Below are 14100 nucleotides of genomic sequence, written 5' to 3' on the forward strand. Positions count from 1 at the left end.
ATTTCACTAATCCGTGTAATGACGGAATAACGCCCGCCCCTGCAACAATCTGGCCCCTAACCAACCGCCACAGAGTGACAGCAACAGCGCCGCCGCCAATGGCAATAACCACCACATGATCCAGTTAGGTTGCCACGGGAAATCAAACACTAAGCGCTGTAATGCCCAAAGTGCCGCTTCTGCTCCGATAGCTGCCGCCATACCGGCCACTAGCCCCAGCAACGCAAATTCCCACCACAATGTACCTCGCAGTAAGCGTTTACTTGCGCCGAGTGTCCGGTAAACCACCAATTCCTGACGGCGCTGGCGCATGCCAACCTGTACCTGTGCTAATAGCAGCAAAGTGCCACAAATAATCACCAATACCACCATCACTTCCAGTGCGCGGCTGACCTGTTGCAGCACCTGCCCAACCTGTTTCAGCATCGCGCCAATATCCAGTAAACTGAGAGTCGGGAACTGGCGATTCAATTGCGTCAGAACCTCGCCGTCACCGTGATAGCGGAAGCTGGTCAGCCAGGTTTGGGGTTGCCCATCCAGTACAGCCGGTGGGAAAATAAAGTAAAAATTAGGGCGCAGGCTTTCCCAATCCACCTGACGAATACTGCTCACAGTCGCACCAAATGACTGCGTATCGCCACTGAATGTCAGTTTATCGCCGATTTTAATTCCCACTCGATCAGCAATGCCTTTCTCAATCGACACTTCATCCGCCTTAGGCGGCCACTGCCCGGCGGTCAAAATATTGTGCTCGGGCAAATCCTGCTGCCAGGTCAGATTCAGCTCGCGATTAACGGCCTCCCCGCCAGGCGCATCTTCCGCAACCCGTTCGGTCGCCAATTGTTGATTAATTTCAGTCAGCCGTGCGCGAATAATCGGATAAAAAGTCGACGGCGTTATCTGATGCTGCGTGAGGAATTCCGTGACTTGCGGTACCTGCTGCGGCGTAATATTCAGTAGGAAATAATTCGGGCTATCCGGCGGCAATTGCTGTTGCCAGCGGTCCAATAAATCGCCGCGTAATACCAATAATAAAGCCAACAACATAAATGATAGTGAGAATGCCGCCAGTTGAGTCAACGTCATCCATGGCTGGCGTAATAAGCGGTTAATCGCCAGCCGCAATGACAGGCGAGTGACCGTCAGGCGGCGCAACAGCAATAAGCCGCCCCAGCCGATGATGCCCAGCAATAACGCTAACACCACCATGCCGCCCAAAATGGCCCACAGCAGGGAATTCCCCCCCATCAATAAGGCCAGCAAGCCCACCACCACCGCTATCATCACCGGGATAAAGTAGCGCAATGGCCAGACATTGGCTGAAACATCACGGCGCAATACTCGCAGCGGTTGAGTTGCCAACAGTTGCCGATAAGGGCGAATACCCACCAGCAATGAAATCAATATCAGCGATCCCATTGACCATATCCATGGCCAAGCACCTGCGGCCGGTAATGTAGCCGGCAATACTGGGGACAATAAACGGATTAACACTTTCTCGAACAATAAGCCAATGACACTGCCGCACAAACCCGCCAGCACCAACACCGAGACCCACTGGCCGATAATTAGCCGCCGTAGCGCACTGCGCCCGGCCCCTAATGTTTTCAATACCGCCACCAAATCATAGCGGCTGCGGCAATAATGCCCCATTGCCACGGCCACTGCGGCAATGGACAGTAATAACGTCAATAACGCCGATAACAGTAAGAATTGCTGGGCGCGTTGCAAGGATTTCCCCAGCGCACCGCCAGATTCTTGCAAACCATACCAGCGCTGTTCCGGCTTCAATTGTGGAGTCAGCCAGTCACTGAATTTAGCAATTGCCTCCGGTGGCCCGGCAAACATATAGAGATAATTCAATCGGCTACCCGGTTGTATTGCGCCGGTTTTCTCTACATCCGCCAAATTAATTAAAATCCGCGGCGCAGTTTGGAAGGGGTTAAAACCTGAATCCGGCTCCTGAAGCACTTCGCCAATAATCTTTAGCGAAGTATCACCGACATCCAGTGTATCGCCGACTTTAACCCCGAGCAGCGCCAGCAATCGCGGGGCCGCCAGCGCGGTTCCCGGTTCAAGTTTGACATCCGCCGGTAAGGTTTCTAGCTTGCCATACAGCGGATAAGCTAAGTCCGTGGCTTTCACATCCGCCAGTTGCGGGCGATCACCGGCAAACGTCATGGTCATGAATGAAAGCTGGCGACTGATAGACAGCCCCTGCTGTTTTGCTTCCAGCAACCAGCTCTCCGGCACCGGATGAGCCGTTTTTAACACGCGGTCGCCAGCCAAAAAATCACGGCTCTGTTGGCTAAGCCCTTGCTCCATCCGGTCACTAATACTGCCCAGCGCCAGCACACAAGCTACCGCCAGTGTTAATGCCAGCCAGACAATTAATAGTGAGGGTGAGCGCCACTCACGCCAAAACCAGCGCCAAATCATGCTTCCTCCCACAATTTACCGTCTTGGAGCCGCAGCCGCCGCTGGCAACGGCCAGCCAATTGCACATCATGAGTAACCAAAATTAATGTGGTGCCGTAGTCCCGGTTAAGGGAAAACAACAAATCGGCTATCTTGTCGCCCGTGTGCCGATCAAGATTACCCGTTGGTTCATCGGCAAATAACACTTTTGGCCGCCCGCTAAAAGCCCGCGCGAGCGCCACCCGCTGCTGCTCGCCGCCCGAAAGCTGGGCCGGCAGGTGGTGCAACCGCTTCTCCAGCCCGACCAATTTTAATAACTCAATGGCATGGGTTTTACTTTCGCGCTCGCTTTCCCCGCGCAATAACGCCGGAAGCTGGACGTTTTCCAATGTATTGAGAGTCGGTACCAACATAAATGATTGAAAAACAAAACCAATATTTTTTGCCCGCAGTTGCGCACGCCCCTCTTCATCCATGGCAGTCAAAGACTGCCCGAGTAAACTGACTTCGCCGCTGCTGCCATCATCAAGCCCGGCCAAAATGCCCAGTAAAGTTGATTTACCTGAACCCGACTCACCAATCAGCGCAATTGTCTGCGCGGGTTTGACAACCAGCTCAACTCCGGTAAGGATGGAGAGCTGTTGCTCACCCTGACCGACGTGTTTATTAAGATGATGAACTTCAAGAACGTTTTCCGCTGGCATCTTCCCTTCCTATTACTGTTGGGATTATTCAGTTTGCGTGCCGCCGCAACCGATACACTTTTGATTCTCGGCGACAGTTTAAGCGCCGGTTACCGCCTACCGATTGCCGAAGCCTGGCCTTCGCGGTTGGATAAAACATGGCAAGCTACACCGTCATTACCGAAGGTGGTTAACGCCAGTATCAGTGGTGATACTGCTGCACAGGGGTTAGCCCGCCTACCTGCCCTACTGAAACAACATCAGCCCCGTTGGGTGCTGATTGAATTGGGTGCTAATGACGGCCTACGCGGTTTCCCACCACAAGATATTCAACGGGATTTAACACAAGTTATCAATCAGATAAAGGAGGCCAAGGCCCAGCCATTATTGATGCAAATCCGTATTCCGCCTAACTATGGCCGCCGTTATACTGATGCTTTCGCCGCTATGTACCCACAGCTGGCGCAGCAATTCGGCATTCCATTGGTGCCTTTCTTTATGGAACAAGTTGCCGTAAAGCCCGAGTGGATGCAGGATGATGGTTTACACCCTAACGCCGAGGCGCAACCTTTCATAGCAGATTGGATGGCGCAACAACTCAAACCGTTAGTAACCAATAAGAAGTTATAAGCTTTAGTTAACCACTTGTTTAGATAAATAGAACCATTCACTAGGTAAAGTTATGCAAAAAGCAGTATTAATTACCGGTTGTTCCAGCGGTATTGGCCTGATTGCGGCACAAGACTTGAAAAACCGAGGTTATCGCGTGCTGGCGGCCTGCCGTAAACCCGATGATGTCACCAGGATGACTCAGTTGGGTCTGGAAGGTATTGAACTGGATTTGGATGACAGCGCCAGTGTCGAACGCGCCGCCGCGCAGGTTATCGCGCTGACCGCTGGGCGTTTATATGCTTTGTTTAACAACGGCGGTTTTGGGTTATATGGCCCATTGCAGACGATTTCACGCCAGCAGTTGGAAAAACAATTTTCCACCAACCTGTTTGGTACCCACCAACTGACGCAACTTTTGCTACCCGCCATGCTGCCTCACGGCGAAGGGCGCATTATTCAAACCAGCTCAGTGATGGGGTTGGTTTCAACTGCCGGACGCGGTGCCTATGCCGCCAGTAAATATGCGCTGGAAGCTTGGTCAGATGCACTGCGCATGGAGCTGCATGACAGCGGAATTCATGTCAGTTTGATTGAGCCGGGGCCAATAAGCACCCATTTCACGCAAAATGTAAATCAGGCTCAGGTTGATAAGCCGGTGAATAATCCTGGTATTGCCAAGCGCTTTACACTGCCGCCAGAAGCTATTTTACCGAAATTGCGCCATGCATTGGAAAGCCCGCGCCCGCAATTGCGCTATCCGGTCACTTTAGTCGCCCATGCGCTGACGATATTGCACCGCATCTTGCCGGGCCGCCTGTTAGACAAGGTCCTGCGTGGCAATTCCTAAGCTTGAGGTTGAAGCGACATAATCTGCCCCCATCTACTGTTAAAACGGATGAGAGAAATAATTCATGCTAGCACCTACTACGATTGATATTACTGAAGCGAACCTACATCAGGTTTTAGAACAATCCATGGCTGTGCCTGTGCTGTTCTATTTTTGGTCTGAACGCAGCCAGCACTGTCTGCAACTGACCCCAGTGCTGGATAAACTGGCCGCAGAATATGCGGGCCAATTCATTCTGGCGCGTGTTGATTGCGATGCACAACAGATGGTGGCGTCACAGTTTGGTTTGCGCTCCATTCCGGCTGTTTATCTCTTTAAGGACGGTCAGCCAGTTGATGGATTCCAAGGGCCACAGCCAGAGGAAGTTATCCGCGAACTACTGCAACGAGTGTTACCGAAACCTGAAGAGTTGAAAGCTGCCGAAGCTGCACAGTTGATGAGTGAGGGTAAAGTGCAGGAAGCATTGCCATTGCTGAAAGACGCCTGGCAGTTGATGCAACAAAGCAATAACCCGCAAACCAGTGACATTGCGCTGCAACTGGCGGAAGCACAAATTCAGTTAAACCGCAGTGAAGATGCTGAAAGCGTATTGGCAACCATCCCACTGCAAGACCGTGATAGCCGATATCAGGGGCTGATTGCACAAATTGAGTTACTTAAACAAGCCGCTGACACCCCCGAAATCCAGTTGTTACAACAACAAGTGGCTGAGCAGCCGGATAATGCTGAACTGGCGGTACAATTAGCCCTGCAACTGCATCAGGTCGGCCGTAACGAAGAAGCACTTGAGCTACTGCTAGGCCACTTGAAGAAAGACTTAGCTGCGGCAAATGGCACCGCGCGTAAGACATTAATGGATATTTTGGCCGCACTAGGTACTGGCGATGCGCTGGCCGCCAAATATCGCCGTCAACTTTACTCCTTACTCTACTGACCGGCACGTTTAGCGGCTATTCGCCGTGATAAGGTTGCCATTATTTGCTACGGCGCGGGGCCATCCCGCGCTGTTTTATTCTGCTCCGGCCCCACATTCTCTCATTTACACGCTTTTACCTGCCTTTCATTAGGCGTTTAGCGCCCTGTCACGTAATATTAAGAAACAAAAATCATTGCTGACAGGAAGTTAAATATGTTTACAGTTATCCCTGTACTTATCGTCGTCGCCCTGATTGTGGTCTTTTCCTCAATCAAAATCGTCCCGCAAGGTTTTCAATGGACTGTTGAGCGTTTTGGTCGTTATACCAAAACATTGATGCCAGGCCTGAATATCGTTGTGCCATTTATGGATCGTGTTGGTCGCAAAATCAATATGATGGAACAAGTTCTGGATATCCCATCCCAAGAAATTATTTCCCGTGATAATGCCAACGTGGCGATTGATGCCGTTTGCTTTATCCAAGTTATTGATCCCGTGAAAGCAGCTTATGAAGTCAGCAATTTGGAATCGGCCATTATCAATTTGACCATGACCAACTTCCGTACTGTTTTGGGTTCTATGGAGCTGGATGAAATGTTGTCCCAACGTGACAACATCAACGGCCGCCTGCTGCACATTGTTGATGAAGCAACCAACCCGTGGGGCATCAAAGTGACCCGAATTGAAGTCCGCGACGTGCGCCCACCAGCTGAACTGATTTCTGCGATGAATGCTCAGATGAAAGCTGAACGTACCAAACGTGCGGATATTCTGGAAGCTGAAGGGGTTCGTCAGGCGGCTATTTTGCGTGCCGAAGGTGAGAAACAATCACAAATTCTGAAAGCTGAAGGTGAGCGTCAATCCGCATTCTTGCAAGCGGAAGCTCGTGAACGTGGCGCTGAAGCTGAAGCCCAAGCGACCAGAATGGTTTCTGAAGCTATTGCTGCTGGTGATATTCAAGCCATTAACTATTTTGTGGCACAGAAATATACCGATGCCCTGCAACACATTGGTTCGGCCAATAACAGTAAAGTCATTATGATGCCGCTAGAAGCCAGTAGCTTAATGGGCGCTATCGGTGGTATTGCAGAACTGATTGGTGAGAGTAAAAACAGCCGAGGTAAATAACCATGCTGGAAGCAATTGCAGCAAATCCAAGTTGGTTTTGGCTATCACTCGGTGGGCTACTACTGGCCGCTGAGATGCTGGGTGCCAGTGGTTATATGCTGTGGAGCGGCGTTGCTGCCGTGGTTGTCGGTGCTCTGGTCTGGCTATTTCCCTTTAGCTGGGAGATGCAAGGCGTGTTGTTCGCCGTTCTGACGGTGGTTTCTGCATTTCTATGGTGGTATTGGCTGAGTAAACGCACCAAACCACAGCCTGCTATGCTGAACCAGCGCAGCCATCAATTGTTGGGAACGCGGGCAACACTGACGGAACCGACAGTTGACGGTTTTGGCCGTATGAGGGTCGGCGACAGCAGTTGGCGCATTTATAGCGCGAATGAGCTAGCTGCTGGTACCGAAGTTGAAGTGATATTAGTGGAAGGCAACACCTTGCACGTCAGGGCTGTTCATCGCTAATGCATTGATATGATGGCGTATTTATCTAAATGCGCCATTAACAATATCTCAACTGAATACCTCAACTCAATACCTCATCACCCAACTTCTTGCTTTTGGCCTCTTGCTTCTCACTTGCATGACAACACCCCGTCAGGTTATTGATAATCGGGCATTCTGCGCCGTCATCCCCTGGGCATTCGTCCGCTAAAGCCAATAAACGCAATCGCATCTGTTTAAGATCATGAATATGGTGTTCAATTTCTGCGACTTTTTGTAAGGTCGCGGCTTTTACATCCGCACTGTGGCGAGCGGGATTATGAAACAATGCCAGTAACTCGCGGCATTCATCTAGGGTAAAACCCACCTGCCGCGCCTGGCGCAACAAAGTTAACTCTTCAATATGTTTGGCGCTGTAGCTGCGATAGCCATTGTCCGTGCGGATAGGCGGTGTCACCAGTTTCTTCTCTTCGTAAAAACGGATGGCTTTGCTGGTTAAGCCGGTTTTTTTTGCCACATCACTAATATTCATTCGCCCCCCTTGACCTTACCCTTGCTGGAAGGTTTAACCTCTATAATTAGTGAAAGGACGGATGTCAGTCAAGCGGAATAAAATCTGTGCATATTAAGGTTTATCATTGCCCTGAATAAAGGCTATGACTGAGAATACCGACTAAACTTATCCCTACAAAATTTATGGATAGGGTGCTACTCGATAAGGAGTCAACTATGTTGCAAACCACGGTGCTGGCCTTACACGGCCTTTCCTGTATGAATTGTGCCAAACGTGTAAAAACGGCATTAGAAAGCCGGGAAGATATTCATCATGCGGAAGTAAATGTTCACTATGCCAAGGTGACGGGCGAAGCCGAAATCACAACCTTGATTGATACCGTCAAGCAAGCCGGCTATCAGGCCGAAGAAGCGCACCGCCCTGATATTGAGTTACAACTTTCCGGTCTGAGTTGCGGACATTGTACCGAATCTACCCGTAAAGCACTGGAAGCCGTTCCCGGCGTTATTGCGGCGGACGTGGCACTTGAGAGCGCCAAAGTGTATGGCAAAGTCGATGCACAAACTCTGATTGATGCCGTAGAGCAAGCGGGCTATCACGCCACATTAACAGGCGCGCACTCCCCAAAAACTGAGCCGCTGACTCACTCAGCCCCATCTTCGCCGGAATATCTGGCAGCGGCCTCTTCCTCTATTCCGGTAGCAACAAATAATGTTAAAAAAAGCGAAACCAACCAAGCAGCAGAGCCAACCACCCGTGATAGTGACAGTGTTCAGTTATTGCTGACCGGCATGAGCTGCGCCAGTTGCGTATCCAAAGTACAGAATGCACTGGAAAATGTTGATGGTGTCGAGGTTGCGCGCGTCAATTTAGCGGAGCGCAGTGCATTAGTGACCGGCCACCCAAGCAATGAGGCATTGATCGCGGCAGTCAAGAATGCCGGTTATGGTGCTGAAATTATTGAAGATGAAGGCGAGCGACGCGAACGTCAGCAACAAATGTCGCACGCCAGTATGAAGCGCTTCCAGTGGCAAGCGGCCCTCGGCCTGTTATTGGGTATCCCATTAATGGGATGGGGATTATTTGGCGGCAGCATGACGCTCACCCCCGAAACTCAAACGCCCTGGTTGATTATCGGGATAATCACCTTACTGGTAATGATATTTGCTGGTGGGCATTTTTATCGTAATGCTTGGGTCAGTCTGAAGAATGGCAGCGCGACCATGGATACTTTGGTCGCACTGGGGACTGGCGCGGCCTGGATTTACTCCATCACAGTGAATATCTGGCCGGATGTGTTCCCGATGGAAGCTCGCCATCTCTATTACGAAGCCAGTGCCATGATTATCGGGTTAATTAATCTTGGTCATGCTATGGAACAACGCGCCAGACAGCGCTCCTCTAATGCATTGGAGCGCTTGTTGGATTTAGCGCCGCCGACGGCGCGGGTAGTGACGGACGACGGCGAGAAACTCATCCCGCTGGCGGAGGTGCAACTGGGCATGACTTTGCGCCTCACCACGGGTGACCGTGTGCCGGTTGATGGGGAAATTGTGCAGGGCGAAGTATGGATGGACGAAGCCATGTTGACTGGCGAGCCTATCCCACAACAAAAGTCAGCCGGTGATGTCGTTCATGCCGGGACACAAGTGCAGGATGGGTCGGTGTTGTTCCGCGCCAATGCTATCGGCAGCCAGACAACATTAGCGCGAATCATCAAGCTGGTGCGTCAGGCCCAAAGCAGTAAACCAGAAATTGGTAAGCTGGCCGATAGAATCTCCGCAGTCTTTGTGCCGACCGTGGTCGCGATTGCCGTTATTGCCGGGCTAATTTGGTATTTCTTCGGCCCACAACCGCAGTTGGTTTATACCCTGGTGGTCGCCACCACGGTGCTGATTATTGCTTGCCCTTGTGCGCTTGGGCTGGCAACGCCGATGTCGATTATCTCCGGTGTGGGGCGGGCAGCTGAATTCGGAGTATTAGTGCGAGATGCCGATGCCTTGCAGCAGGCCAGTAACCTCGACACATTGGTGTTCGACAAAACCGGCACCCTGACCGAAGGGCACCCGCAAGTGGTGGCAATTCATACCTTTAATGGGGTCAGTGAGCAGCAAGCGCTGGAGTGGGCAGCCGCGCTGGAAACCGGCTCTAATCACCCGCTGGCGCGCGCTATTTTACAACGAGCGGAGGGGCTGACACTGGCGACGGTCAACCAATTCCGCACCCTGCGCGGTTTGGGGGTCAGTGGCGAGGTCGACGGCATTCCACTGTTACTGGGCAATAATCGCCTGTTGGAAGAGCAACAGATTGATACCCGCGAGTTGCAATCATTAATGCAGCAAGAAGCTGAAAGTGGTGCGACGCCAGTGATTCTGACGGCGCAAGGGAAACCGGCAGCACTGCTGTCCATCCGCGACCCACTGCGCAGTGACAGTATCAGCGCGCTGCAACGTTTGCATCAGCGGGGATACAACTTGGTGATGTTAACCGGCGATAATCCTATAACTGCGAATGCTATTGCCAAAGAAGCCGGGATTGGAAGGGTAATCGCCGGTGTCTTGCCGGATGGTAAAGCCGAAGCAATCAAACAACTGCAAGCCGCGGGGTATAAAGTGGCGATGATTGGCGACGGCATCAATGATGCGCCCGCACTGGCACAAGCCGATGTCGGGATTGCCATGGGCGGAGGCAGTGATATTGCGATTGAAACGGCGGCTATTACCCTGATGCGCCATAGCCTACACGGGGTTGCAGACGCGGTTGAGCTTTCCAAAGCAACATTGCGCAATATGAAGCAAAACCTGTTGGGAGCCTTTTTCTACAATGCACTGGGTATTCCGATTGCGGCGGGTATTTTATTCCCTTTCACCGGCACATTACTCAGCCCGGTCGTCGCGGGAGCAGCAATGGCACTGTCATCCATTACCGTGGTCAGCAACGCCAACCGCTTATTGCGCTTTAAACCTAAACAGTAACCGCCCTGTGTGCTCAAAGTCATTGGAGATGCAGGTACGCGGTAAGCCAGCTTGGCCCATGGACGGGCCGAGTGACGAAGGAAGCCAACGCACATGCAACTTGAAGCTAGACGGATATAACCTAATGGTGCACAACACTTTCTTGTGCGCCATTTAGCGTTTAGGATACAGAAAACGCTAAAAAGGGAATCAACCGGCATGGGCCCATTATTTCATCGCATCGCAAAATTTTTAGGAATTGCCACAGCAACGACCTATTCCTATCCCGCGTTGGATGTCACCTTACCCGGTGAGCGCCACCTTCATTTGGTCGGCAGCATCCATATGGGAACCGAAGGTATGTTTCCCCTCCCCCACGAATTGCTGAATAAATTGAATCAAGCGGATGCACTTATTGTGGAAGCTGATATCACTGAAGCGGCCTCACCATTTAGTAACGAAAATCTGGCCGAGCCGCTAATTGACAGATTATCTGAAGAACACTATCAACAGTTGCTACAGCGCTGCGAAGAACTGAACAATGACCCACTGTCCATGGCCTTTTTGCCCGCGTGGCAAGTCGCCTTGATGCTTCAGGCGCGCCAGGCGCAACGTCTAGGATTACGCGGTGAATACGGTATCGACTATCAATTACTGAAAGCGGCCGCAGCACAGAAGAAAACCGTCATTGAGCTGGAGGGCGCACAAATGCAGCTTGATTTGCTGGAGACATTACCCGATAACGGCATGTCTTTACTGCTCGATACCTTGGCCCATTGGCACACTAATGCCCGCCTGTTGCAAACCATGATGAGCTGGTGGCTGGAGCATCACCCGATAAATGACCTGTCCACATTGGCCCCGACCTTTAGCCAAGGTCTGTATGACGTGCTGATGATTCAACGCAACAAACGCTGGCAGCAGCAGCTTGAACAGCTACCTGCCGGGCGCTATGTGGTGGCGGTTGGCGCATTGCATTTATATGGCGAGGGTAATCTTCCCGAACTATTGAAACCTAACTTACAGTAAAAAACACAAAAAAATGGCCAATATTGCTATCGGCCAGTCAAAGAGGAACTTTCATTATTTTAGTTATTCAGCTCTCATATTCCTTGCGGATAATATAAGCAGCAAGTACAGGGTAACAACCAGACGATTAGATTAGCAACAGACATTCGCCCTGTATCATTCCAAAATGGATCATTATGCTGATTTTGCTAGATTAATTTTTAAACCTACAACAATGATTGCGTGTAGGATATTCCACTTGAATAAATTTTCATTTTAATTGGACGTTTATTATGACACCTGCAGTCGTTTTGTTGGAAAAACAAAAAGTTCCTTTCACATTGCACCCTTACCATCATGATGCAGCAGACACTAACTTCGGTGATGAAGCGGTTAAAAAACTGGGACTTAATGCGGACCAAGTTTATAAAACTCTACTGGTTGCGTTAAATGGCGATGCCAAAAATCTGGCAGTGGCAGTCACGCCTGTCGCTACCCAGCTTGACCTAAAAAAAGTCGCGCGCGCATTGGGGGCCAAAAAAGCTGAGATGGCCGACCCACAATTGGCACAGCGCAGCACCGGCTATTTAGTCGGCGGTATCAGCCCACTGGGGCAGAAAAAGCGCTTACCCACGGTGATTGATAGCCCAGCTCAAGAATATGCCACTATATTTGTTTCCGGCGGCAAACGCGGTTTAGATATTGAATTAGCTGCAACAGATTTATGCCGTTTACTGCAAGGCACATTCGCGGATATCGCCAAGCGAGATTGATACTAAAAGTTGTGACCAGAAGCCTCCAATCTCTGTCTGAAGGCTTCTGTATTTACAGGTTACTTATAAACAATTTCACCTTTCGGCTGATACTGATTAGCATCTAGCGGAGAGTGCTTTTCAATATACTGCTTCAGTAGGCACTGAGTCACATTGTAATATATTGATATTTAAAATAATTGCTGGATTTTTCACACCTAAAATCAACTAAATCAGTCGTGTTATAACCTACTGAATAGAAACAAATAAAAAATAGTTTTGCAGAAGGCTTTTTACTCGTAACCAAGCCCTCAAGCAAGAATAGACCGGGCCATTAAGCCCGGTTTTGTATTTATGCTTCAGTTAGTGGCGGTTCTATTTCTTCAACTCCAGGCATCTGAACGCGCAGATCAACAAAGCGGCCAGCTGGAATGTCAATCGGCTGGCCATCTTCGTAATCTTCGATATTGTTCTGTGCAAACTCAGGGGAAGCCGGATGTGTGCGATGATATGTCTTAATGATTAAGTCACCGCCCTCATCGATCTCATAATCAACCCAGATTAACGGTTGCTTGTTCTTGTCGATCGGGATTTCTATGCCCCCATCTGCCCCACCCCAGCTATCATCAGCGTTAAAACCTAGTACGCCAGATATTTTATAAACGCCCTCACTAATGCGTTCTGTTGTTACCGCCGCCGACTCTTCATTTGTTTCAGAGCTACCATCGCCGTATAACTTCACTACAGGCGAGGCTTTTTTAAGGAAGCCATTAGAGTCCACTGTTGTGTTAGCTGAATGCCATACTTCACGCCATGTATTCCATACCCCATCTGACGTGGCTCTAAAAAACATTTTTCCCTGTGCGCTATATGATAATGCAATTTGAGATCTCCAAGCATCACCTGCTGGATGCACTGCAATATTGATAATTCCAGATTGCTGCCCAGATATGCCGCCGGGCGTACCGATCCACTGAGTCAAACTGTTATAAAATCCATTTTTTAGCGTTGTAGCATTGGCTGTATTATCTTGAGCCAAACTAATCCCAGCAGTCGACCCAATACCAAACCCCCCAACACCCATCAATTTACTTGCATCTGCATCTGTAGTGTTTGCCTGTGCATTCTTGCTAGCGGCAGACCCTAACCCTAGGGTTTGCACGGCGTTAGTTGTATTAAGATTTCCATTAGTCCAAACATATTGACCTTGAGCCAGATTAAGCGCAGTAATTCCGCCGGGGCTGTAATCTCTAATAATTAACGGCCCATTATTTTCCATGCGACCCATTCTAATCCCAGGGGAGCCGTCCAATTGCGTCCAGTGAATCCAGTTGTAGGCCGTTTCGTCTATGGGTGTCAGCGTAATAGCCGAAGCAGTACGCAAGGTTAAAGGGCCAGTAATTGTCCCTCCAGTAAGCGGCAACTTACTATTTATATTGATGTTCATCTGATTAAAGGACGGCATAACTAAACTGGTTTGATCGGGTAGAATTAAAGTTACATTGCCCGTACCAGTCATTATTTTCTGCCACCCCTCCATTTGACTTTGAAAGTAAGCCAACTGGGCGGCTAAACGACGTGCAAAATCTGGAACTGAGTCTGTATAAAATGAAACTATTGCATATGCGCCAGATATTGCAGGTGATGGTGTCGCGACAAGTCTTAATCGAGTATCAGTATCAACCGCTAATATTTCATACATCTTAATTGTGCCGTCGCCTGGAACTAATAATATCTGTCCAGCACCGATACCCATTTTATTATCTAGCCATTTAGTTCCAACTCCAGTAATTACATTGCTGGAACTCGTAATTGTGCCTGCTCTATACCAAGCCAT

12 protein-coding genes and 1 pseudogene are annotated in these 14100 nt (G+C 50.0%); 8 read left to right on the forward strand and 5 right to left on the reverse strand.

What is annotated here, in order from left to right; genetic code table 11:
• Positions 1-6: 6 nt before the first annotated feature.
• A complete protein-coding gene (ybbP, locus tag DXZ79_RS14170; RefSeq protein ID WP_038631637.1) occupies positions 7-2439 on the reverse strand; it encodes a putative ABC transporter permease subunit YbbP in 2433 nt (810 codons plus the stop codon).
• On the reverse strand, positions 2436-3122 hold the full coding sequence (gene ybbA, locus DXZ79_RS14175) for a putative ABC transporter ATP-binding protein YbbA (protein ID WP_004390643.1): 687 nt from the start codon (positions 3120-3122) through the stop codon (positions 2436-2438). Before ybbA ends, ybbP begins: the two co-directional genes overlap by 4 nt.
• Between ybbA and tesA the strand changes: the two genes are divergently transcribed.
• From tesA to DXZ79_RS14200, 5 genes are all read left to right on the forward strand, one after another.
• On the forward strand, positions 3093-3731 hold the full coding sequence (gene tesA, locus DXZ79_RS14180; RefSeq protein ID WP_038631634.1) for a multifunctional acyl-CoA thioesterase I/protease I/lysophospholipase L1: 639 nt from the start codon (positions 3093-3095) through the stop codon (positions 3729-3731). The two genes, ybbA and tesA, sit on opposite strands and share 30 nt — an antisense overlap.
• 52 nt (positions 3732-3783) lie before the next feature.
• Positions 3784-4560, forward strand: a complete 777-nt coding sequence (locus DXZ79_RS14185; RefSeq protein ID WP_120011363.1) for an SDR family oxidoreductase — start codon at positions 3784-3786, stop codon at positions 4558-4560.
• A 64-nt stretch (positions 4561-4624) separates the two neighbouring features.
• Positions 4625-5494, forward strand: a complete 870-nt coding sequence (locus tag DXZ79_RS14190) for a thioredoxin family protein (protein WP_050291367.1) — start codon at positions 4625-4627, stop codon at positions 5492-5494.
• A 195-nt stretch (positions 5495-5689) separates the two neighbouring features.
• Positions 5690-6604: an SPFH domain-containing protein gene (locus tag DXZ79_RS14195; RefSeq protein ID WP_004704953.1), complete on the forward strand. Its 915-nt coding sequence runs from the start codon at positions 5690-5692 to the stop codon at positions 6602-6604.
• Positions 6605-6606: 2 nt separating this feature from the next.
• On the forward strand, positions 6607-7056 hold the full coding sequence (locus DXZ79_RS14200) for an NfeD family protein (RefSeq protein ID WP_050291368.1): 450 nt from the start codon (positions 6607-6609) through the stop codon (positions 7054-7056).
• A 61-nt stretch (positions 7057-7117) separates the two neighbouring features.
• Here the strand turns inward: DXZ79_RS14200 and cueR are convergent, their stop codons facing one another.
• On the reverse strand, positions 7118-7567 hold the full coding sequence (cueR, locus tag DXZ79_RS14205) for a Cu(I)-responsive transcriptional regulator (RefSeq protein ID WP_038631621.1): 450 nt from the start codon (positions 7565-7567) through the stop codon (positions 7118-7120).
• A gap of 197 nt (positions 7568-7764) precedes the next feature.
• On the opposite strand from cueR, the gene copA reads away from it, so the two are divergent.
• The 3 genes from copA (at position 7765) to ybaK (ending at position 12284) form a co-directional block, all read left to right on the forward strand.
• Positions 7765-10524: a copper-exporting P-type ATPase CopA gene (gene copA / locus DXZ79_RS14210; RefSeq protein ID WP_038631618.1), complete on the forward strand. Its 2760-nt coding sequence runs from the start codon at positions 7765-7767 to the stop codon at positions 10522-10524.
• A 198-nt stretch (positions 10525-10722) separates the two neighbouring features.
• The gene (locus DXZ79_RS14215; protein ID WP_042562457.1) at positions 10723-11532 is read left to right on the forward strand and encodes a TraB/GumN family protein; all 810 of its coding nucleotides are present in this window, start codon (positions 10723-10725) and stop codon (positions 11530-11532) included.
• Positions 11533-11804: 272 nt separating this feature from the next.
• Positions 11805-12284, forward strand: a complete 480-nt coding sequence (gene ybaK / locus DXZ79_RS14220) for a Cys-tRNA(Pro)/Cys-tRNA(Cys) deacylase YbaK (RefSeq protein ID WP_042562458.1) — start codon at positions 11805-11807, stop codon at positions 12282-12284.
• A gap of 59 nt (positions 12285-12343) precedes the next feature.
• Here ybaK and DXZ79_RS21330 read toward each other — a convergent pair.
• Together DXZ79_RS21330 and DXZ79_RS14230 are read right to left on the reverse strand one after the other, a co-directional pair.
• Positions 12344-12424 (reverse strand): annotated as a pseudogene (locus DXZ79_RS21330) (5'-nucleotidase C-terminal domain-containing protein); the annotation flags it as partial.
• A 191-nt stretch (positions 12425-12615) separates the two neighbouring features.
• Positions 12616-14100 carry a pyocin knob domain-containing protein gene (locus DXZ79_RS14230; protein WP_120011364.1) on the reverse strand — a complete coding sequence of 495 codons (1485 nt, stop codon included), beginning with the start codon at positions 14098-14100 and terminating at the stop codon, positions 12616-12618.

The organism is Yersinia rochesterensis, from assembly GCF_003600645.1.
Lineage (GTDB): Bacteria > Pseudomonadota > Gammaproteobacteria > Enterobacterales > Enterobacteriaceae > Yersinia > Yersinia rochesterensis.